Below are 20,088 nucleotides of genomic sequence, written 5' to 3'. Positions count from 1 at the left end.
ACGTCACTGGAACGGGTTTTCCGAAAAAACCGAACCGTGACAATGACTTGCAACACTCCATGGACGTCCTTGGAACACCATGGAAAGTCGAAGTGGAGCGGGCGATGGGAATCGAACCCACGGCTCTAGCTTGGGAAGCTAGGGTATTACCATTATACGACGCCCGCGAAGAGCGCCATTTTACGCGGGGTTGGGGGTGTTTGGCAATCCGTGCGTGGCGTTGTCAGGTGCGATTTTGGGATGAGAGTTCGGGGACCGAGTCCCATCGCAGGCGCTTTTTGCGATTCCCTCGGTCTGGTTTCAGGCGGTGTTCAGGCTTTCTTGGTCACGCCTCCCAGTAGCTTGCGATATAAGCGATTTCAGCATTAACCATGCGTTTGTTTGTCGTGGATTTCGCCGTAGAAGTGAAGAGCCGGGATCGGCGGAACGTCTAAGACAGACATCGCCCCGATTCGCATCACGCGAGGCCACAACTCGCTTTCCATCAGGAATGTGATCGGACCGCCGTACTAGGCGCGGGAATCTGGTCAGCCCTTCCATTTCATTTCCGCCGGTTTAACGACTTTCCACAACGGATTTTTGTCAATGTCGTTTCTCGCATCACAGATTTCGAACGAAATCACCTCATAAATGCGCTTTCCTGATATGCGCCTGCGATAAGTGTTTTTGCGTAGAGATGTCGCGTAGCATTGCGGATTTCTTTGGATTTTTAGTCTGATATATCTAACCCCGTTTTGCAAAGGAGATGGTTTATCCAGCAATAGCAATTTAAAAAAGGGGGGACGTAAATGGACGGCATTTTTCTGTACGCGCGCACCTGGATGGCGGTGGGGGCCTTGACGTTCTGTGCGGCAGCCAGCGCGGCCGAGTCGACCGGGGCGTATTGCGAGACACCGGCCCAATGCACAAACCCGATGGCGACAAATGGCATGGTCACTTCGTCAAACTACCTCGCCACGCAAGCCGGTCTTGATGTGCTCCGGCGAGGAGGGAATGCCGTCGATGCAGCGATAGCCGTCGCATCGACCATTGCCGTCGTCTATCCGCAGATGAATACTATCGGCGGCGATAATTTCTGGCTGATTTACAACGCCAGAACGAAAGAACTTCGCGCATTGAACGCAAGCGGCCGGGCGGGCGAAAACGCCACCATCAAGTTCTATCGGGACAAGGGGCTGGGCACGATTCCTTCCCGCGGCTATCTTTCGGTCAATACGGTCCCCGGCGCCGTGTCCGGATGGAGTGAGGCATACCGATACGCGCACGAGACAATGCGCCGGAGCCTGCCGTGGAAGGATCTGCTGCGCGACGCCATCACCTATGCCAGAGACGGTTTCGTCGTCACACCTTCCGTCGCGAAGTGGGAAGCCGTCAACGTCGACGTCTCCGACAAGGTGTATCGCAATCTCCAACAGTTCGAGGGCTTCCGGCGGACGTTTCTCAGACCCGACGGCTCGCCGTATCGAGTCGGTGACATCCTGAAACAGCCCGATCTGGCGCGCTCGCTGACGCTCATCGCCGATAACGGCGCCGACGCGTTCTACAAAGGCGAAATCGCCGAGAAGATCGTCACGGAACTGCAGGCGAACGGGGGCATGCTCACGCGCCGCGACTTCGCGAAGCATCATGCGGACTGGGTTCAACCCATTTCGGTAACGTACCGCGGTTTCCAAGTCTACAATTTCCCGCCCAACACGCAGGGCTTCGCTTCGCTCGAGATTCTCAACATCCTCAATCAATACGATGTGAAGTCGCTGGGCGAAGGGTCCGCCGACTACTACCATCTGCTTGTCGAGGCGACCAAGCAGGCGTTCGCGGACCGGGACAAATATCTCTCCGACCCCGACTTCGTCAGGATACCCCTGGCCGACTTGTTGTCCGTGCGGCACGCGAAGGCGCAGGCCGCGCGCATTGATATGCGCAAGGCCGACAACGACGTAAGGCCGATGGACCCGAAGGGGGACACCGTATGGTTCGGTGTCGTCGACAACGATGGCAACGCCGCCTCGCTGATCCAGAGCATCTACTACGACTTCGGCTCCGGCATCGTGCCTGCAGGCACGGGAGTGTTGTTGCAAAACCGCGGCTCGTTCTTCTCGCTCGATCCGAACCACGTCAACCATCTCGCGCCGAACAAGCGAACCTTCCATACGCTCAATCCGGCAATGTTGCTCAAGGACGGCAAACCTTTCCTCGTCTACGGAACGATGGGCGGCGAGGGCCAGCCGCAGACGCAGGCGGCGATCGTCACGCGCATGGTCGACTTCGGGATGTCGCCGCAAGATGCGATCAACGCCCCGCGGTGGCTGTACGGCCGGACGTGGGGCGTCTCATCGAACGATCTCAAGATCGAGTCGCGCGTCCCAGCAACGGTCGCAGACGAACTCAAGCGCCGCGGTCATCCGGTAAAGGTTGTCGAGAAATTCACCGATACGATGGGACACGCCGGCGTGATTCAGGTCGATGCCTCCACCGGCGTGTTGCGCGGTGCGGCGGACCCGCGCGGGGACGGCCTGGCTGCCGGCTACTGACGGGCGCCTGTCATTGAACGCGCGGTCGTAGTGCGGGGCACGGCAGTGCGACGAAACCGCTCGGCCATGAGCCGGGCGGCCTGTCCGGGCGGGGGCTGCGCGCTACTCGCCCGCCTTGCCTGCCCCTCAATACAACCCGTCCGCCGTATGCTGCGGCAGATTTCGATCGTAGGCGTCCCCATCGAAATGGCCGCCGCTCAGGCGTCGGTGCATTGCGCCTGTGCTTGGCAGCGCGTCGCGGGGAATCTGGGTTTCCTTGTCCCAAAGCCGGGAACGGACGATCGCTTTGGCGCAATGGAAATACACGCTGTCGACCGAGACCACGATAACCGTTCTCGGCAATTTGCCGTTGATTTCGAAGCGGGAGACCAAGGCGGGATCGACGCAGATGCGCGCGCGTCCGTTGACGCGCAGCGTCTCGCCAACACCCGGAATCAGAAAGAGCAGTGAGACGCGCGGGTCGGCAATGATGTTGCGAAGGTTGTCGATGCGGTTATTGCCCGGCCGATCCGGAATCACGAGTGTTCTCTCGTCCAGGATTTGAACGAATCCCGCCGGATCCCCTTTCGGAGAGCAATCGGTACCTCGATCACCGACGGACGCCAATACCACGAAAGGGCTTGCCTTCACGAAGGCCTGATAGTCTTCGTTGAGGTAATTCAGTTCCTTCCACAGCGCGCGTTCGCTCGGTTCGCCGTAAATCGCTTCGAGCTGTTCCACGCTGTCAATTTCGTGATTCATACCACGCTCTCGCAAGTGTCGAAACCGCTCGAAACCCGCGGGCGATTTCGGGACGACGTGCCGTTTGCCTCAATGTGCTCGCGCAAAACGGCGGGTAGACGGCCGATGATTGGCCGATAACCGGCAGACAAACGGCGGCCAACTGCCGAATAAAGGCGGCATAAAGGTCGACTAAAGGCCGACTAAAGGCCGACTAAAGACCGAATAAGGCGGACTAAGGCGGACTAAAGGCGAACAAACCGCGGGCAACCGGCTAGCTGTCGATCTTGTCGATGAATGTCAGGACTTGCGCTTCGGCCCGGACCCATGCGTCGTCTGCCGAATATCCCGAAAGGCCGGTGATTTTGGAAAAGTCGGTGAAGAACACGCCGCCTTCCATATGGCCGACCGATGCTACGGCTCTCCAGCCCGAAACCCCGTTGGGCGCGACTCGAATCGTATACGTTCGCTTCCCGTATTGCTTATACATCTGTGTTGGCATGTGACAAACTCCTACCTCTTTTGCCTCATGCTAGCACGCGCCGGTCAAACACCAGAACAAAACGGCTTGCGCGCGACGGGCAACCGAATTCCCGATGTCGGGAGACAGGGAATTCGGAAGGCGCGACCGTCGCGCGCGCAACGCATGTGCCGCGCGACCCGCCGTCGGCCGCCCGCACCGCTTCGGCAGCGGGCGATGGCCGGCGCTATGGCAGAGGCGGCCGGCCCGTAGCCCGTTCAGGCGGGCGCGATCCCGCACTGGCCTCGCCACTCGTTCATCATGTCGTTGCTGACCGGCGCTTCCTCTCCGATCGCGCTTCGGAACTCCTTGAGCTTCGCGTCGTAGCATGCCTGGCCGGCCACCGCCGTCCCCGAATTCGTGCCCGTGACAGGCGTCGGCGCCGGCACTTTGTCGGTGGTGGCGGGAACACCGGCAAGCACGGTCGGGGCGACGAGGGCCACATACGCCTGACCGCGGTTCCTGACGATCTGCCGCAGGTGTGCCGCGAATTGGGCCGATATGTCGGTACGCTGCTTCCCTAGGTCCGAATCGATATCGAAACCAAAATAGACGGGGAACACGTCGCTGTCCTTCACAACCCACTGGATCACTTCCGTCACCGACTTCACGCCATCGTACTTTCTGTGGAGATTCGCAATGCTGTTGGCGTATTGGTCCTGGTAGCGCTTCAACGAGCCTTTCAACGACGCCGCAGTCTCACCGGCGTTCGCCTTGTCCAGTTCGGCCTGATAGCGCTGCACCTGAGAGGCGGCATAGGCGCGGGCATCGCCGAGCACCTGCTGCGCTCGCAACGCTTGCGGGCCATCCATGCCGGCCGTCTGCGCTTGGATCTTCTCGTCGATTTGCTGGAGCTCCGCCTTCTTTTCGTCCAGAAGCCTGGCGTAACGGGCGGCATCCCCGGCGGCGCCGTCAATGGCGTTGCTCAGGTTTTCGGTAGCGGCCTTCAGATAGCCGTTGATGTCTTCGATTTGCGCGTCGCGGACCTTGTTCAACTCGGAAACCGCGTCATTGAGCTCGCAGCGGTATTCCACCGCGGATCGGTTGCGTTCGTCCTTGAATGTTTTCCAACTGACGCGCTTGCAAGCCCCACGCTCCGACAGTGCCGAGCCGTAGGTCTGCGTCCGGTCCCCAGGAAGATCGGCAGCTTTGACCTTGCCAATTTCCGAGTCTTCGCAGCCGGCCAGGAGGGTGCAAAGCCATGCCGCCGCAATGGCATATCGAATGCTCAGTTTCGTATTTTTCGCTGTCTCTCGGTAACGACACCCCCGCGCGTTCATGGCCGACGACATCCGTCGCGGTGGCGAGGGTTTGACGTAAAAAAGCGCCTTCGGTCTGCAAATTTCGGCCAAACCGCCAGAGGCATAACGGCAACCGCCCGGAATTATTTAATGGATTAACGACGTGGGGCGGGCATTTTGGCGGCGACACCACCGCCTGCGTGTCCGAGCCGTTCGAACGCTTCGCCGTGCTTGCGCGCCATGGATGTACCCGGTTTCGGAATTTCGGTGCTCTGGCACAGGGCGGGTGGATCGCGATGCGGGGCAAACCGCGTTCTCAGCGCGGGAGCACGAGCGTGCGGCGTTCGTAATCGCGCGAACCCATCTCGGCGAGACGGCTGATCGTGCGCGACAGATCGCGCCGATCGCTCAGCGCGTCCAGGGCGGGGATGAGCGGCGCGTCCGAGGCGATCAGCAAGGAGCACTGACGGTCGTAGCAGATGTCCACCAGCCAGAGAAAACGCTGCAGCGTATCAGGACGCCGCAATCGCTCGACACGCAGTTCGTCGACGATGAGCGCCGACCACCGTTGCGCCAGCGCGAGGTAGTCGAGATGCGAGCGGTGTGCCACACACAGCGCGTCGAAGTCGGCCCATAGCACTCGCTCGCCCGCGCTGCGTGCCCACAGGGCGCGGCCGGCGAGCGAGACCTCCGTGGGGGCGCCCGCCGGCATGCCCTCGATCGCGGCATAGTGTTCGGGCAGCGCCTCACGGGCGAGTTCGAGCGGCGCGATCCAGCGCGGTAGCTGCGCGGGCTCGCCGCCGGTCCGATAGTCGGTGGCGCCGTCGAAATGGACGATGGCAAAGCGTTGCAGGATCACGGAGATCGTCGGCTCGAAACGCGCGTGGAATTCGGGGGCGGGCAGCAATTGCTGCGGCGCATAGTTCGATGTGAGCACCAGCCGCACGCCGCGCGAGAGTGCGATGTCGAGAAAGCGGCCGATGAGCAAAGCGTCGGCGATGTCGTGCACATGGAATTCGTCGAAGCAGAGCAGTTCGACACCACTGAGCCAGCGATGGAAGACGGCAGCAAGGCGATCGTCGCACTTCGGCTCGCGCACGAGCTGACGGTGGACGTCGCGCAGGAATTCGTGAAAATGCACGCGACGCTTCTCGCATGCCGCCACGGCAAACGCCGTGTCGACGATGAGGCTCTTGCCGCGTCCGGGCAAGCCGTGGCAATAGACGCCGCCGTAGTTGCCGCCGCGTTCGCCGTCGCGTTTGCCGTCGCATTTGCCGCTGGAAGCGCCCAGGCGGGCCAGGGCAGAGAGCGCAGAAAGGGCAGAAAGGGCAGAGAGGGCGGCCAGGGCGTCGCGTTGACGGGCGTCGGGGCTAATGTGGCGCGCGGCCAGCGCCTGCATTACGCGCTCGGCATCGATCATGAAAGGCGGACTCCATCGGAACGGTAAGCGGCGCATGCAGCGCCGTTCGGCCTGCGCCACTATACCGGTGCGCGGTGGCCGCGGCCAATGCGGAATTCGGCGTGCAGCCATCGCATTTTGGCATCGCGTTGGGGCGTCGCATTGGGGCGTCCGGGCGGTATTGCGCAGTGTCGCGGCGCCGGCTGCGCTTGCTGCTAGAATCGCGGCCAAGGCCGATGCTGCCTGCCGCTCGCACCCGCTTGCCGGGCACGGTGAAAGCATCGCAGGTCGCATGTCCGTCCCGTTTAGCAGGCGACGCGCATCAGCAACGCGAGCACTGATCGTATCCGTCGTCGCCGAACGTAACCAAGGATGGCAAACATGCGAACCTATCTCGACGCCAAAATCATGGCCAAATCCCTGCGCGAACGTCTCGCGCGCGAGGGTATCGGCATCTCTCATGCACAGGCACTCGAGTCCGTAGCCGCGCAGTTCGGCTTTGCGGACTGGAACGTGCTCGCCGCAAAACTCGCCTGCGCGGCGAACGACGGCATCGCGTTCGACACCGTCGCGCCAATTCACCGCATCTTCGACGAAGCCAAGGCGCGCGAATTCTACGTGGACTTTCTCGGCTTCCAGCTCGACTGGGAGCATCGCTTCGCCGATGGTCTACCGCTGTATTGCCAGGTTTCGCGCGCCGGCATGACACTGCATCTGTCCGGCCATTTCGGCGACGCCAGCCCGGGCGCCACGACGTTCGTGTACATGCGCGGCGTGGAGGCTTATCAGCGCGAGCTGAGCGGCAAGCGTTACCCGAACATGAACCCCGGCATCGAAGAACTCGACTGGGGCAAGCAGATGACGGTGACCGATCCGTTCAACAACCACATTCGTTTCTGCGAAGCCGAGGACTGATCGCCACCGCATGCCGCAGGCTGCGCAACGGCGTAACGATGCGGTGAGTGTGCGCGTGTGTGCGCGTGTGTGCGCCTGCCGCCAGTCTTGGGGCCTTGCCCCGGCCGCCTTCGCCCGCCGGGCGCCGTGCCGCAATCCCGCGGGCAGCCGCGGGGCTTTGCCCGCGCATCGCGCTAATGCGCTAACGTATGGGCTCTGCGTATGTCCGCACTCCGTGAAAGGCTGCCCGCCATGTCCCGTCCCTTCGATCCGGAGCGCTATTTTCAGCGCATCGGCTACACCGGCCCGCGTGCCGCGACGCTCGACGTCCTGCGCGCCGTGCACGCACTCCACCCGCGCGCCATCCCGTTCGAGAATCTCGACCCGATCCGGGGCCGCCCGGTCGAGGTCGATCTGCCCTCGGTCGCGGCCAAGCTGGTGGACCGGGAGCGCGGCGGCTACTGCTTCGAGCACAACACGCTGTTTGCGAACGTCCTCGCGCATCTCGGCTTTCGGGTGACGCCGCTCATCGGCCGCGTGGCATGGGGGCGAACCTTCGACGCTGAAGCGCCGCTCACGCACATGCTGCTGCGCGTCGACCTCGACGGCCAGGCGTGGCTGGTCGACGTCGGCTTCGGCTCGGTCACGCTGACGGCGCCGCTGCGATTGCATTCGACACAGCCGCAGTCGACCGTGCTCGAGACGCTGCAGCTCGACACCGTGCGCACCGGGGACGACGCGCCCGTGAGCGAGTACCGTCTGAGCGTGCAGTCGTCCGGAAAGTGGCTGCCGGTCTATCGCTTCACGCCGCGCCCTGCCGAGTGGATCGACTACAAGCTGGGCAACTGGTACACGTCGAGCGCGCCCGAGTCGATTTTCCGGCAGCACCTGATGGCCTGCCGCGTGCTGCCGCAAGGACGCATCGCGCTGCTCGACACGCGGCTGATCGAGCGCTCGTCGCAAGGCGAGGTCGTCGCCGAGACCGACATCGCCTCGGCAGCGCAACTCGCGCAGATCCTGAGCGAGCGCTTTGGCCTCTCGCTCGATGGCATCGACGCCCAAGAACTGTTCGAGCGCGCGCAGGAGGGGGCGGCGAAGTCCGCTCGCTGAGCGCCGCGACACGTCGCAAAAAAATGGCCGCTTCCCGAGGGAAGCGGCCTTCTCGTTGCGTTGCCGAAGCGCGAATCAGTGCATCAGTGCGCGGCGCTCGTACCGGGCCACATCCGCACGGTAAGTGCACCCAGCGCGGCCAGCGTGGCGAGCGACGCGACGCCCGTCCAGCCCCAGTGCGCCAGGGCCTGCGCGCCGAGCAATGCTCCGATCGACATGCCGATGAACACGCCCACGAAGAGCACGGCATTCAGACGGCTGCGAGCGGCCGGCTCGATGCCGTAGACAATGGTCTGGTGCGACACCAGCGCCACCTGCACACCCAGGTCGAAGCCAATGGCGGCCAGCCCGATGAGCCACAACTGCGCATGGGCGCCGAGCATCGGCGCGAGCAGCATCGCGGCAAACGAGACCGCGACCAGGCCGGCGCCGAGACGCGTCACGATCTGCGGACCCTTGCGATCGGCGATACGCCCGGCCAGCGGCGCGCCGAGCGCACCGGCCGCACCCGCCAGGCCAAAGGCCCCGGCAGCGGCCGCGCCAAGGTGGAACGGCGCTTCGTGCAGCATCACCGCCAGCGTGGACCAGAACGCGCTGAAACCCACCGACAGCAGTCCCTGCGCGAATGCCGCACGACGCAAGGCCGGGTGGCGCTTCCACAGGCTCGCGATCGAGCCGATCAACTGGCCGTAGCTCATCTGTGTCGTGGGATGGAACGAAGGCAGGCTGCGCCATGCCACCACGCCGAACGCGGCCACGCTGACTGCCGCGACGACATACATCGCGCGCCAACCGAAGTTCTCCGCGACAAAGCCCGACACCACCCGCGAGAGCAGAATGCCCAGCAGCAGGCCGGTCATCACGGTGCCGACGACACGTCCGCGAATCGACTCCGGTGCGATCGACGCCGCTGCCGGCACGATGTCCTGCGCCATCGTCGCGGTCAGTCCGATCGCCAGGCTCGCGACGAGCAATGTGCCGATCCCCGGAGAGACGGCGGCAACGAGCAGCGCGAGTGTCAGAATCGCGCCCTTGACCAGCACGATGCGACGGCGGTCGATGATGTCGCCCAGCGGCACCAGCAACAGGATGCCCAGCGCGTAGCCGAGCTGAGTGAGCGTCGGCACCCAGCCGACAGTCGTATTGGCCGCATGGATGTCGTCGGTCATGATGCCGAGCATCGGTTGGGCGTAGTACAGCGACGCCACGGTCAGTCCCGTGCCGGTGGCGAGCAGCAGGATCAGACGGGCGGAAAGCGCCGGCTGCGGCCGCGTTGCGGCCTGACCGGCGGTGGAAAGCTGAGCGGAACTCATGCGGGAGGCTCCAATAGGAAAGTACGGGGCGTAGTGTCTCGCTTGGTGCGGTGCAGCGGTAGACCTATAATCCGTACAACCTTTATACGTGAGACGTATGACAGATCCTCATCGCCGCCCTCTGGCCGTATCCGTGGACGTCCCGGACAGCCGGGAAGCCGGCACCGTCCGCGGCACCGGCGCCGATCGCGTCGAGCTGATGCAGACGTTCGTGCGCATCGTGGAGGCGGGCAGCCTCTCGGCGGCCGCGGCGCTGCTGGGCACCACGCAGCCCACCGTCAGCCGGCGTCTGCAGATGCTCGAACGCTCGCTCGGGCTGCGCCTGCTGCAACGTTCCACGCACCACATGAAGCTCACCGAGGACGGCGAACGTTGCTTTGCGCGCGCGAAGGAACTGGTGACGAACTGGGAAGCCTTCGAAGCGGACCTGCGCGGCACGGGCGACGACCCCGAAGGCACGCTGCGCGTGCTCGCCCCGCACGCCTTCGGGCAGGAAATGCTGATCGGGCCGCTCGCGGATTTTCTGGAACGCTATACCGGCATGAAGGTCCACTGGTTCCTTCAGGACCGGGAGCCCGACTTCATTGCCGAAGGCATCGACTGTGCCATCCACGTGGGCGAATTGCGCGATGGCGCCAACGTGGCGATCTCCCTTACCGACGTGCCGCGTATCGTGGCGGCGTCGCCGACGCTGCTGGCTGGCAGGGCGGCGCCGGAGCATCCGTCCGAGCTGGCCTCGCTGCCGTGGCTCTCGCTCACTACCTTCTATCGCAACGAGATCACGCTCACGCACCAGACGACACACGAAACCGTGCGCGTGACATTCGATCCACGCATGAGTACCGACAACCTGTATGCATTGCGCAGTGCCGCATTGCGAGGTCTGGGCGTTGGCGTCTGCTCGTCGTGGGTGATGGCGGAGGACGTTGCGCAGGGCCGGCTGGTCCAGCTTGTCCCGCAATGGCGCACGACGGCGTTGCCGATGTACATCATCTACCCATACGCGAAGTACTATCCCGCGCGCCTGCGACGGTTCATCGAGGCGATGCGCGCGGCGATTCCCACCGTCATTGACAACGAGCAGCGCAAGATTCGCTGATCAGTCCCACTTCAGCTGCCCGGCGCGGCCTTGCAGCAGCGCGTCGTTGCGTTGGGCGGCGTCGCGCAGGTAATCCCACAGCACCGTTATTCGCTTGAGCGTGCGCAGCTCTTCGTGGCAGTAGATCCAGAAGCTGCGCGTGACGACCACCTCGTCGGCGAGCAGCGGCACGAGGCGGGGGTCCTGCGCGGCCATGAAGCACGGCAGGATCGCGAGCGCTTCGCCCTGCAGCGCGGCCTGGTATTGCGCGATAACGCTCGTGCTGCGCAGCACCACGTCGCAGCCGGGTACCACGTCTTCCAGATACCGCAGCTCGTTGCTGAACGAAAGCTCGTCCACATAGCTGATGAAGCGACGCCCGGCGAGATCGGCGAACGCGCGCACGTCTCCGTACTGCGCGAGATAGCCCGGCGTGGCGTAGAGCTGCAGGCGATAGTCGCACAGCTTGCTGCACACGTATGGGCCGCGCTGCGGGCGCTCGATGGTGATGGCCAGATCGGCCTCGCGCTTGGACAGACTCACGAAGCGCGGCACGGGAAGCACGTCGAAGTCGATGGCGGGGTACTCCCGCTGAAAACGCGAGAGCACCGGCGTGACGAAATAAGTGCCGAAGGCCTCCGTCGAGCCGATGCGAACGTGGCCGGAAAGCGTCTGCCCCAGCCCGGCGACCTGTTCGCAGGCGGACTGCAGCGTGCTCTCCATCTGCTCGGCATGGACGAGCAGTTGCTGGCCCTCGGGCGTGAGCGCGTAACCCGCGTTGCGAGACTTGTCGAAGAGCAGTGTGCCGAGCGCCTGCTCCAGCGCGCGCACGCGCCGTGAGACGGTCGTGTGGTCCACGCCGAGCCGCTGCGACGCCGCACTCACGCGCTGCGTGCGCGCCACTTCGAGAAAGTAGCGAAGGTCGTCCCAGTCCGGGCGCGGCTCGGCGCCCGGGCCGTTCGAACTGCCGGCCACGCCCATCGCGCTCGCCGGCCGCGTTGTTGTCTTGCGGGTCATCGCCCGGTCTCCTATGTGCATTTGTGCACAAATTAGATGCACATTTGCGCTATGTAAAGCAAATTCGCACAAATACAATTTATGAGCGCCGCGCATAGACGATGGCGACGAAAGCATAAGAGACCTGAAAGGACCTGAAGGAGACAAAGCGATGAAGATCAAGCCGTGGCTGCTCGCGCTGGGACTCGGCGCGGGCTTGGGGGTGATGTCGGCAAGCGGCATGGCGCAGTTGCCGGATCGTCCGGTGAAGGTGGCGGTGCTCACGGACATGTCGGGGACGTATTCGGCGATGGGCGGTGCGGGCTCGGTCGTCGCGGCGCAGATGGCCATCGACGACTGCCTGGCCGCCGAGTGCAAGGGCATGAAGATCGAGCTGGTCTCGGCCGACAACCAGAACAAGGCCGACGTCGCCGCCAACAAGGCGCGCGAGTGGTTCGATCGCGACAACGTCGACGCAATCGCCGACCTGACCAACTCCGCGGCGGCGCTCGCCGTGCAGAAGCTGGCCATGGACAAGCAGAAGATCGCACTGTTCTCCGGCCCCGCGACCACGCGTCTGACCAACGAAGACTGCTCCCCGACCGGCTTTCACTGGATGTTCGACACGTATTCGCAATCCGCCGCCACGGCGCGCGCCATTGTCGCGAACGGCGGCAAGTCGTGGTACTTCATCACCGTGGACTACGCCTTCGGCCATTCGCTGGAGAAGGACGCCGCTGATAACGTGAAGGCGCTTGGCGGCACGGTGGTCGGGCAGTCGCGCCATCCGCTCAATGCGTCTGACTATGCGTCGTTCCTGCTGCAGGCGCAAAGCTCGAAGGCGCAGGTCGTGGCGCTCGCCAACGGCGGTCAGGACACCGTGAACGTGCTCAAGCAGGCGCGCGAATTCGGCATCGTGCAGCGCGGCCAGAAGCTTGCCGCCTTGCTGGTGTTCCTCTCCGACGTCCATGCGCTCGGGCTGAACACGGCTCAGGGCCTGATGTTCACGGACGGCTTCTATTGGGACTACGACGACGCCTCGCGCGCCTGGTCGGCCCGCTTCCAGAAGAAGTACAAGGACCTGAAGCCGACGATGGTACAGGCCGGCGTGTATTCGAGCGTGCTGCATTACCTGCGCGCCGTGGCGGCGACCAAGAGCGTCGATGCCAAGACCGTCGCACAAAAGATGCGCGAAATGCCGATTCGCGATCCGATCATGCACAACGCCTCGATCCGCCCCGACGGTCGCGTGATTCACGACATGTATCTGTTCCGCGTGAAGTCGCCGGCCGAGTCCAAGGGCCCGTGGGACTACTACACCAAGGTCGGCACGGTGCCCGCGACCGAAGCGTTCCAGCCGCTCTCGAAGTCCACCTGCGCGCTCGTGAAGACGAGTGCGGCGGCGAAGTGAGTGCGGTCGAAGTGAACGCGGCAGCAGGGCTCGCGCCGATTGCCTATCTTTGAAGTGCCGGCGCCGCCGCCTGCCTTTGCTCCCCCCCGGGCGGGCGGCGCCGCCACCCAGCGAAACCGATTACCGACAACCCCGAATCCCCGTATTCGTTCGATCAGGAGAGCGTGTCATGTCCCTACCCACCATTCCGCTGCTCATCGACGGCAAACGCGTCGAGTCGAAGTCGACGCAGTGGCGCGACGTCGTCAATCCGGCCACTCAGGAAGTGGTCGCGCGCGTGCCGTTCGCCACGACCGACGAGCTCGACGCCGCCGTGGCCTCGGCGAAGGCCGCCTACAAGACGTGGCGCAACACGTCGCAGGCGAGCCGCATGCGCGTGATGCTGCGCTTCCAGCAACTGCTGCGCGATCACACGGGCGAACTGGCTGAACTGATCACCCGCGAACACGGCAAGACGCTGCCCGATGCCGAGGGCGAAGTCGGACGCGGCCTCGAAGTCGTGGAGCACGCCTGCTCGATCGCGTCGTTGCAACTGGGCGAGTATGCGCAGAACGCCGCGGGCGGCGTGGACGTGTACACGCTCATCGAGCCGCTCGGCGTGTGCGCGGGCATCACCGCGTTCAACTTCCCGGTGATGCTGCCGTGCTTCATGTTTCCACTGGCGGTCGCCACCGGTAACACGTTCGTGCTCAAGCCGTCGGAGCAGGACCCGAGCGCGTCGCTGCGTCTGGCCGAGCTGGCGCTCGAGGCCGGCCTGCCGCCTGGCGTGCTCAACGTCGTGCACGGCGGCCCCGACATTGCGAATGCCATCTGCGATCACCCCGATATCAAGGCCATCTCGTTCATCGGATCGACGCACGTCGGCACGCACATCTATCGCCGCGCGTCGGATGCCGGCAAGCGCTGTCAGGCCATGATGGGCGCGAAGAACCACTGCGTGATCCTGCCGGACGCGGACCGCGAGCAGGCCATCAACCATCTGCTGGGCGCGGCGTTCGGCGCGGCCGGGCAGCGGTGCATGGCCACGTCCGTCGCGGTGCTCGTGGGCGAGGCGCGCGAGTGGGTGCCGGAGCTCGTGGAGCGCGCCCGCGCGTTGAAGGTCGGCCCGGGTACGGATCGCAAGGCCGATCTGGGGCCGGTGGTGTCGAAGCAGGCGCGCGCGCGCATCGAGAGGCTCATCGGCGCCGGCGTAGAGGAGGGCGCGAAGCTGTTGCTCGACGGTCGCGGCCATGCGGTGAAGGAAGCGCCGGACGGCAATTTCGTCGGTCCGACGATTTTCGACGGCGTGACGGCCGACATGTCGATCTACCGCGAAGAGATCTTCGGACCAGTGTTGTGCATGACGGGCGTCGACACGCTCGAGGAGGCGATTGCGTTCGTCAACGCCAACCCGAACGGCAACGGCGTGGCGCTGTTCACGCAGGACGGCGGCGCCGCGCGTCAGTTCCAGAACGAGATCGACGTCGGCCAGGTCGGCATCAACTTGCCGATTCCGGTGCCGGTGGCATGGTTCAGCTTCACGGGCTCGCGCGCGTCGAAGCTCGGTGACCTCGGCCCGAACGGCAAGCAGGCGATCCTCTTCTGGACGCAGACCAAGACCGTCACCGCGCGTTGGCAAGCGCGCGGCACCGGGCCTGCCGGCGTGAACACGACGATCACGCTGAAGTAACGCGCCTTCTCGGGAGACAGACGATGGCAAGTGAAACACAACAAGGCGCCCTGCGCGTCGCGTTCATTGGCCTGGGCAACATGGGCGGCCCGATGGCGGCCAATCTGGTTCGTGCCGGGCATGCGGTGCGCGGCTTCGACCTGTCCGCCGCCGCGCTCGAGCGGCTCGCCTGTGCCGGCGGCACGGTCTGCGCATCGATCGCCGACGCCGTGCGCGACGCGCAGGTCGTCATCACGATGCTGCCGGCCGGCGAGCACGTGCTGACGGCGTACAGCGGCGAGGCGGGCGTGCTCGCCAACGCGCCGGCCGACGCTGTGCTGATCGACAGCAGCACGGTGCCGCCGGAGATTCCGCGCCAGATCGCCACGCTCGCACGCCCGGGCACGCTGCTGCTCGACGCGCCGGTCTCGGGCGGCACGGCCGGCGCGGCGGCCGGCACGCTCACGTTCATGGTTGGCGGCGACGCCGCGCTCGTCGAGCGCATGCGGCCGCTGCTGGGCAGCATGGGCCGGGCCATTCACCACGGTGGTCCGCTCGGCGCGGGGCAGACGCTCAAGCTTTGCAACAACATGCTGCTGGGCATCCTGATGGCGGGCACGAGCGAAGCCTTGCGCCTGGGCATCGCCAACGGTCTCGATCCGAAGGTGCTCTCGGCGGTCATGCAGCAGAGCTCGGGGCGCAACTGGACGCTCGAGGTCTACAATCCGTGCCCGGGCGTGATGGAGAACGCGGCGTCCTCGCGCGGTTACACCGGCGGCTTCGCCACCGATCTGATGGCCAAGGACCTGCGCCTCGCGCACGGGGCGGCACAGGCGAGCGACGTCGCCACGCCGCTCGGCGATCTGGCACGGCGTATCTTCGAAGTGCATCGCGCCAACGGACACGGCGCGCTCGACTTCTCGAGCATCTTCCAGGACCCGGTCACGCTCGCGCAGGCGCTCGAAGTGAAGTAGGCCGCGCGGGTCTTCGCGAAGGAAGGAAGGGCGCACGCCCGTCGGCCTCGCGGCCCACGGGCGTTTCGTTCAGCCGAGCTCCGCAGGGCGGGGCGGCGGCATTGGGGGGCAGTCGGCGGCATTCGGCAGTGCGCGGTGGCGCACGACATTGGCCGCGGCCATTTCAAACCCGTCGATATGGGCGTATCATCGCGGCGCAACGGCGCGGGTCGCGGCTCCCGCCAACGGCCTGTCTTCGCTTGCTTCGCGAGCCTCTCGTCATCATGATCGTCCGCCCTAATCTGCACTGGCTGCGCATGCTTTTCGTCGTGCGCGGCTCGATCCTGCCCAAGATCGCCCCGCAGCTCGTCTTCACCACGATCATTTCGATTCTCGTGAGTGTCGCGCACGGGCGCATCTTCGAATGGAAGATTCCGCTCACGTTCGTGCCGTTCTCGCTCATCGGCATCACGCTCGCGATCTTTCTCGGCTTTCGCAATACCACGAGCTATGCCCGCTATTGGGAAGCGCGCGTGCTCTGGGGCAGCGTGCTCAACGAGACGCGGGCGCTGGCGCGTCAGTCGATGACGTTGATCGCCGACACGGCCGATTCGCCACGCTTCGTCGCGTACCTGATTGCGTTCGTGCACGGCATGCGTCATCAACTGCGAGGCACCGACGCCCGCGCCGACTTCGAGCGCTTGCTTTCGCCCGAGGACGTGGCGTGCCTCGCGCGCAAGCGGTTCAAGCCGATCGCGCTGCTGCTGCTTGCCGGCGAATGGCTGCGCGAGCGGCGGCTCGAGGGCCAGATCGACGCGCCGCTCGCGCAGGTCATGGAGATGCACCTCGATCGTATGGGCGAGGCCATCGGCGGCTGTGAGCGGATCGCGACCACGCCGATTCCGTTCACGTATGGCGTGATCCTGCATCGAGTGACGTATCTCTACAGCGTGCTGCTGCCGTTCGGACTGGTCGACTCCATCGGCCCGATGACGCCGGTGATCGTCGCCTTCATTTCGTACACGTTCTTCGCGCTCGAAGCGGTGAGCGCCGAGATCGAGGAGCCGTTCGGCATGGAAGCCAACGACCTCGCGCTCGACGCCATGACGGAGACCATCGAGCAGTCGCTGCGCGAAATCCTCCATCGCCAGCACACGGCCCAGGTGCGGCCGCACGACCACCACATCGTCACCTGAGGCTCCTGATACTAAAGTCCTTGCTTTACTTTTTCGAATCTATATACTCAAGTACATGCTTGACCATGACGACGCCCTCGATCTGACCTTCCAGGCACTGGCTGACACGTCGCGCCGCGCGATGCTCGTGCGGCTCGCGCAGGGGCCTGCGTCCGTGAGTGCGCTCGCGCAGCCGCTGTCGATGTCGTTGCAGGCGGTCATGCAGCACCTGTCCGTGCTGGAGAGCGCCGGGCTGGTGCGTACCGAAAAGACCGGCCGTGTGCGCACGTGCCGGATCGAACCCCAGGCGCTGAGCCTCGCAGAGCGATGGATCAACCAGCGCCGTCACGAGTGGGAGGGCCATCTCGACCGATTGGGCGAGTATCTGGCCAGCCTGCCGCCCGAAGGAGAGGTTCATGAGGACGACAAGTGAAGCAAAGGCCGGCGGCTCGCCGCGCCCGTTGAGCATCGGCCGGACATACCCTGCCAGGCGCGAGACCGTATTTCGTGCGTGGACGACGACGGACGCCGTCAAGCGCTGGTTCTGTCCGCTCGGCTATACCGTGCCCGAAGCGACGGTCGAGCCCCGCGAGGGCGGTGTGTTCGAGCTGCGCATGCAGTCGCCCGAAGGCGAGTCGCACTGGATTCGCGGCCGCTTCGTCGAGATCGACGAGCTCAAACGGCTCGTGATCGAGATGAACGTCAGCGACGTGAAAGGACACGCGCTGTTCGGCGCGTTGACGACGGCGACGTTCGCCGACGCCGGCGACGGCACCCGGTTGGAAGTCGAGCAACGCTATACCGTTCACGACCCCGCCTACGCCTGGATGCCCGAAGGCGCCAGCGAAGGCTGGAAGCAGACGCTCGACAAGCTCGGTCGCGAGGTGCTGCGCGAGCTTGACGCGCCCTCGCAGCGAAGCGTGGTGCACGGCAGCTTCCGGATCGAGCGCCAGTATCCGGCTTCGCCGTCGCGGGTGTTCCGCGCGCTGACCGAGCGTGAAGCCAAGGATCGCTGGTTCGCGCGCGGCGACGGCCTCACGCTGATCGAGCGGTCGATGGATGTGCGGCCCGGCGGAACAGAGCGGGCCCGCGCGCGCTGGACGAGCGGCATGGTGTCGACGTTCGACGCGGTGTACTTCGACGTCGTCCCCGACGCGCGGGTTGTCTACGCATACGAAATGCACCTGGACGAGCGCAAGATCTCGGCGTCGCTGGCGACGTTCGAACTCAAGCCGCGCGATGGCGGCACGCACGTCATCATGACCGAGCAGGGAGCCTTCTTCGATGGCTACGACGACGCCGGCTCGCGCGAGCGCGGCTCGAACTTCCTGCTCGACGCTCTGGGCGCATCGCTCGTCGACTGAACGGGCCTGCGCGCCAACGGGCGTTCCGTCCATGCCGCGGCGCGTCGTTGCACCGGCGCGCCGCGGCGTTCTCACGCTCCGGAATGCCGCCGGGGAATGTACCCGGAATGCACGCCTCTGCTGCTTTCATTAGGGACTTCGATTCTCATCGAAAAACGCAATAGTTCGTGGACGAATATCGCGTTTTTCATTGCAACGGCCAGTCCTAAACTTCCTTCCATCGACGGCGCAATTCAAAACATAGTCGTCGCAACTTGACAGGAGTCAGGAAAATGAACCGCAAGAACATCGCAATCGCCCGGGTTGCCCGAGTCGCGCTTATCGCAACCGTGGCTTCGTTAGGTGCCGCCGGCAGCTTCGCCGCGGAAAACGGCAACCGCTATCCCGAGGTTGCCTCGCAGGGTCAGCCGCTCACCCGTGCCGCCGTGCTCTCCGGCCTGGCGCAGGCTCGCGCGCAAGGCCTGATCCCCCACGGCGACGCCGACTATCCCGTGTACGTCGCTTCGGGGCCGGCGAAGAGCCGCGCCGAAGTGAAGACCGAACTGGCGCAGGCGCGCGCGCAAGGCCTGATGGCGCAGAACGACCTCGACTATCCGATCGTCGCCTCGCAAGGCCCGAGCGTGTCGCGCGCGCACGTGAAGCAGGAACTGGCCCGCGCTCGCGCTGCCGGTGAGCTGGACGTGAGCCAAGGCAGCTGATCGGATGATGGACGCCACCGGCGTCCGATCGCCATGAAAAACCGCCCCGAACGTGAGTCCGGGGCGGTTTTTTTGTGCGTGTTCCGTGAGGCGCCGAGACGGCAAGGCGCCAAGGTGGTTCAGCCTCGCATGAAGCGCAGCGCGAGACGCGCGAGTTTCGGCACGAAGGTTGGACGAAGCAGGCGTTTGTCGTAGCCGTCCATGCGGCGCGCATCTTCTTCCAGGCACAGCTTGATCAGTTCGCGCGGCTTGAGCGACTCGCCGATGTCCGCCGTGCCCGTTACGAGGAAGTTGGAGTCTCGCGCCACGCCGTCGGTGTCAATGCCGCGCGCGATCGCCAGGCGCTCCCACACCAGCGTGATCCACACGGCCACGACGCGCGCATAGAACCACGGCCGCTTCCAGCGCGGCAGATTATGGCGATGCCATGCGACCCAGTTGGTAAAGAACAGGATGTGGCGTGCTTCTTCCTGGATGACCGGCTCGAAGGTTTCCACGAGCGCCTCGGGGAAGTAGCCGGAACGCTGCGCCGAGCGGAACAGGCCAAAGGCCACGAAGCTGTCGATGCACTCGCTGAAGCCGGTTTTCATCCACGCCCATTCGGCGTCCTTGGGAGCGGGGTAGGCGGGCTCCGGGGCCAGCTCGATGCCATACGCCTCGACGAGTCGGGACAGGACCACCTTGTGACGGGCCTCTTCGTCCGCGTCCATGGCGATGGCCTTGCGCAACAGCGGGTCCTGCACCGTTGCGGCGTAAGTGGCGACACGAATCGACGCGCGACCTTCCGTTTGCACCGCGATGTCCCAGATGGGCAGGGCTGTCAGGCGCTTGAGCGCGTCGGGAGGCAACACCGGCCAGTCGATGATCGCAGGCTTGTATGGATTATGCGACTCGAGCAGCATGTGGCAAAACATGCGCTTGTGGGACTCCGAACCAATCCGGATCTGGCCATCGACATCGTATTGCCAGTGGCGCATGACATGATCGGCTTCGGTGACGGCAACTGCCAGCGTGTCGGACATCGTTTCGGGATATCG

General features: G+C 64.6%; 18 protein-coding genes and 1 tRNA gene. 11 read left to right on the top strand and 8 right to left on the bottom strand.

The annotated features are described in order from the left end of the window. Nucleotides 1-93: 93 nt before the first annotated feature. Nucleotides 94-167 (bottom strand) — tRNA-Gly (locus tag PNO31109_RS05625). A 621-nt stretch (nucleotides 168-788) separates the two neighbouring features. On the opposite strand from PNO31109_RS05625, the gene ggt reads away from it, so the two are divergent. Next, nucleotides 789-2,531 (top strand): gamma-glutamyltransferase, encoded by a 1,743-nt coding sequence (gene ggt / locus PNO31109_RS05620; RefSeq protein WP_370749838.1) that lies wholly within the window; start codon nucleotides 789-791, stop codon nucleotides 2,529-2,531. 126 nt (nucleotides 2,532-2,657) lie between these two features. Here ggt and PNO31109_RS05615 read toward each other — a convergent pair whose 3' ends face one another. The 4 genes from PNO31109_RS05615 to zapE all read right to left on the bottom strand — a co-directional run bounded on the left by PNO31109_RS05615 (nucleotide 2,658) and on the right by zapE (nucleotide 6,432). Continuing rightward, nucleotides 2,658-3,272, bottom strand: coding sequence for a pyridoxamine 5'-phosphate oxidase family protein (locus PNO31109_RS05615; RefSeq protein ID WP_150554649.1), 615 nt, complete (start codon nucleotides 3,270-3,272; stop codon nucleotides 2,658-2,660). A 253-nt stretch (nucleotides 3,273-3,525) separates the two neighbouring features. Then, nucleotides 3,526-3,753 (bottom strand): hypothetical protein, encoded by a 228-nt coding sequence (locus PNO31109_RS05610; RefSeq protein WP_147284595.1) that lies wholly within the window; start codon nucleotides 3,751-3,753, stop codon nucleotides 3,526-3,528. Nucleotides 3,754-3,989: 236 nt separating this feature from the next. Further along, nucleotides 3,990-5,063 carry a hypothetical protein gene (locus PNO31109_RS05605; protein WP_150554648.1) on the bottom strand — a complete coding sequence of 358 codons (1,074 nt, stop codon included), beginning with the start codon at nucleotides 5,061-5,063 and terminating at the stop codon, nucleotides 3,990-3,992. Nucleotides 5,064-5,328: 265 nt separating this feature from the next. After that, a complete protein-coding gene (gene zapE, locus PNO31109_RS05600; protein ID WP_150554647.1) occupies nucleotides 5,329-6,432 on the bottom strand; it encodes a cell division protein ZapE in 1,104 nt (367 codons plus the stop codon). 360 nt (nucleotides 6,433-6,792) lie between these two features. Here zapE and PNO31109_RS05595 point away from each other — a divergent pair, with 360 nt between their 5' ends. Continuing rightward, nucleotides 6,793-7,326: a glyoxalase superfamily protein gene (locus PNO31109_RS05595; RefSeq protein ID WP_150554646.1), complete on the top strand. Its 534-nt coding sequence runs from the start codon at nucleotides 6,793-6,795 to the stop codon at nucleotides 7,324-7,326. A gap of 231 nt (nucleotides 7,327-7,557) precedes the next feature. Beyond that, nucleotides 7,558-8,415, top strand: coding sequence for an arylamine N-acetyltransferase family protein (locus tag PNO31109_RS05590; RefSeq protein ID WP_150554645.1), 858 nt, complete (start codon nucleotides 7,558-7,560; stop codon nucleotides 8,413-8,415). 83 nt (nucleotides 8,416-8,498) lie between these two features. On the opposite strand, the gene PNO31109_RS05585 is transcribed toward PNO31109_RS05590, so the two are convergent. Beyond that, nucleotides 8,499-9,728, bottom strand: a complete 1,230-nt coding sequence (locus tag PNO31109_RS05585; protein ID WP_150554644.1) for an MFS transporter — start codon at nucleotides 9,726-9,728, stop codon at nucleotides 8,499-8,501. Between the two features lie 199 nt (nucleotides 9,729-9,927). Between PNO31109_RS05585 and PNO31109_RS05580 the strand changes: the two genes are divergently transcribed. Continuing rightward, nucleotides 9,928-10,827, top strand: a complete 900-nt coding sequence (locus PNO31109_RS05580; protein WP_150554842.1) for a LysR family transcriptional regulator — start codon at nucleotides 9,928-9,930, stop codon at nucleotides 10,825-10,827. On the opposite strand, the gene PNO31109_RS05575 is transcribed toward PNO31109_RS05580, so the two are convergent. After that, the gene (locus tag PNO31109_RS05575; RefSeq protein WP_150554841.1) at nucleotides 10,828-11,787 is read right to left on the bottom strand and encodes a LysR family transcriptional regulator; all 960 of its coding nucleotides are present in this window, start codon (nucleotides 11,785-11,787) and stop codon (nucleotides 10,828-10,830) included. Between the two features lie 187 nt (nucleotides 11,788-11,974). Here PNO31109_RS05575 and PNO31109_RS05570 point away from each other — a divergent pair, with 187 nt between their 5' ends. The 7 genes from PNO31109_RS05570 (at nucleotide 11,975) to PNO31109_RS05540 (ending at nucleotide 19,051) form a co-directional block, all read left to right on the top strand. Then, entirely contained in the window at nucleotides 11,975-13,213 is a 1,239-nt protein-coding gene (locus PNO31109_RS05570) for an ABC transporter substrate-binding protein (protein ID WP_174966279.1), read from the top strand. 169 nt (nucleotides 13,214-13,382) lie between these two features. Continuing rightward, the gene (locus PNO31109_RS05565) at nucleotides 13,383-14,882 is read left to right on the top strand and encodes a CoA-acylating methylmalonate-semialdehyde dehydrogenase (protein WP_150554643.1); all 1,500 of its coding nucleotides are present in this window, start codon (nucleotides 13,383-13,385) and stop codon (nucleotides 14,880-14,882) included. A gap of 23 nt (nucleotides 14,883-14,905) precedes the next feature. Beyond that, complete coding sequence (gene mmsB, locus PNO31109_RS05560; RefSeq protein WP_150554642.1) at nucleotides 14,906-15,835, top strand: 3-hydroxyisobutyrate dehydrogenase; 930 nt, start codon at nucleotides 14,906-14,908, stop codon at nucleotides 15,833-15,835. 263 nt (nucleotides 15,836-16,098) lie between these two features. After that, nucleotides 16,099-17,010, top strand: coding sequence for a bestrophin family protein (locus PNO31109_RS05555; protein WP_150554641.1), 912 nt, complete (start codon nucleotides 16,099-16,101; stop codon nucleotides 17,008-17,010). A gap of 55 nt (nucleotides 17,011-17,065) precedes the next feature. Then, nucleotides 17,066-17,422 (top strand): ArsR/SmtB family transcription factor, encoded by a 357-nt coding sequence (locus PNO31109_RS05550; protein ID WP_150554640.1) that lies wholly within the window; start codon nucleotides 17,066-17,068, stop codon nucleotides 17,420-17,422. Beyond that, nucleotides 17,406-18,353 carry an SRPBCC family protein gene (locus tag PNO31109_RS05545; RefSeq protein ID WP_150554639.1) on the top strand — a complete coding sequence of 316 codons (948 nt, stop codon included), beginning with the start codon at nucleotides 17,406-17,408 and terminating at the stop codon, nucleotides 18,351-18,353. The genes PNO31109_RS05550 and PNO31109_RS05545 overlap by 17 nt, the downstream gene beginning before the upstream one ends. 272 nt (nucleotides 18,354-18,625) lie before the next feature. After that, the gene (locus PNO31109_RS05540; RefSeq protein WP_150554638.1) at nucleotides 18,626-19,051 is read left to right on the top strand and encodes a DUF4148 domain-containing protein; all 426 of its coding nucleotides are present in this window, start codon (nucleotides 18,626-18,628) and stop codon (nucleotides 19,049-19,051) included. A gap of 119 nt (nucleotides 19,052-19,170) precedes the next feature. Here PNO31109_RS05540 and PNO31109_RS05535 read toward each other — a convergent pair whose 3' ends face one another. Beyond that, on the bottom strand, nucleotides 19,171-20,073 hold the full coding sequence (locus PNO31109_RS05535) for a ferritin-like domain-containing protein (RefSeq protein WP_150554839.1): 903 nt from the start codon (nucleotides 20,071-20,073) through the stop codon (nucleotides 19,171-19,173). Between the last annotated feature and the right edge of the window lie 15 nt (nucleotides 20,074-20,088).

Source organism: Pandoraea nosoerga (genome assembly GCF_902459585.1).
Lineage (GTDB): Bacteria > Pseudomonadota > Gammaproteobacteria > Burkholderiales > Burkholderiaceae > Pandoraea > Pandoraea nosoerga.
The sequence above is the reverse complement of the archived record's forward strand: the minus strand, read 5'-3'. Positions and strand labels throughout refer to the sequence as shown.

What these genes read in the sequence shown, in the direction of transcription:
- mmsB (WP_150554642.1), top strand. Translation starts at nt 14,906, where the DNA reads ATGGCAAGTGAAACACAACAAGGCGCCCTGCGCGTCGCGTTCATTGGC.
- PNO31109_RS05585 (WP_150554644.1), bottom strand. Translation starts at nt 9,728, where the DNA reads ATGAGTTCCGCTCAGCTTTCCACCGCCGGTCAGGCCGCAACGCGGCCG.
- PNO31109_RS05540 (WP_150554638.1), top strand. Translation starts at nt 18,626, where the DNA reads ATGAACCGCAAGAACATCGCAATCGCCCGGGTTGCCCGAGTCGCGCTT.
- PNO31109_RS05570 (WP_174966279.1), top strand. Translation starts at nt 11,975, where the DNA reads ATGAAGATCAAGCCGTGGCTGCTCGCGCTGGGACTCGGCGCGGGCTTG.
- PNO31109_RS05575 (WP_150554841.1), bottom strand. Translation starts at nt 11,787, where the DNA reads ATGGGCGTGGCCGGCAGTTCGAACGGCCCGGGCGCCGAGCCGCGCCCG.
- PNO31109_RS05565 (WP_150554643.1), top strand. Translation starts at nt 13,383, where the DNA reads ATGTCCCTACCCACCATTCCGCTGCTCATCGACGGCAAACGCGTCGAG.
- PNO31109_RS05590 (WP_150554645.1), top strand. Translation starts at nt 7,558, where the DNA reads ATGTCCCGTCCCTTCGATCCGGAGCGCTATTTTCAGCGCATCGGCTAC.
- PNO31109_RS05605 (WP_150554648.1), bottom strand. Translation starts at nt 5,063, where the DNA reads ATGTCGTCGGCCATGAACGCGCGGGGGTGTCGTTACCGAGAGACAGCG.
- PNO31109_RS05550 (WP_150554640.1), top strand. Translation starts at nt 17,066, where the DNA reads ATGCTTGACCATGACGACGCCCTCGATCTGACCTTCCAGGCACTGGCT.
- ggt (WP_370749838.1), top strand. Translation starts at nt 789, where the DNA reads ATGGACGGCATTTTTCTGTACGCGCGCACCTGGATGGCGGTGGGGGCC.
- PNO31109_RS05580 (WP_150554842.1), top strand. Translation starts at nt 9,928, where the DNA reads ATGCAGACGTTCGTGCGCATCGTGGAGGCGGGCAGCCTCTCGGCGGCC.
- PNO31109_RS05545 (WP_150554639.1), top strand. Translation starts at nt 17,406, where the DNA reads ATGAGGACGACAAGTGAAGCAAAGGCCGGCGGCTCGCCGCGCCCGTTG.
- PNO31109_RS05615 (WP_150554649.1), bottom strand. Translation starts at nt 3,272, where the DNA reads ATGAATCACGAAATTGACAGCGTGGAACAGCTCGAAGCGATTTACGGC.
- PNO31109_RS05595 (WP_150554646.1), top strand. Translation starts at nt 6,793, where the DNA reads ATGCGAACCTATCTCGACGCCAAAATCATGGCCAAATCCCTGCGCGAA.
- PNO31109_RS05555 (WP_150554641.1), top strand. Translation starts at nt 16,099, where the DNA reads ATGATCGTCCGCCCTAATCTGCACTGGCTGCGCATGCTTTTCGTCGTG.
- PNO31109_RS05535 (WP_150554839.1), bottom strand. Translation starts at nt 20,073, where the DNA reads ATGTCCGACACGCTGGCAGTTGCCGTCACCGAAGCCGATCATGTCATG.
- PNO31109_RS05610 (WP_147284595.1), bottom strand. Translation starts at nt 3,753, where the DNA reads ATGCCAACACAGATGTATAAGCAATACGGGAAGCGAACGTATACGATT.
- zapE (WP_150554647.1), bottom strand. Translation starts at nt 6,432, where the DNA reads ATGATCGATGCCGAGCGCGTAATGCAGGCGCTGGCCGCGCGCCACATT.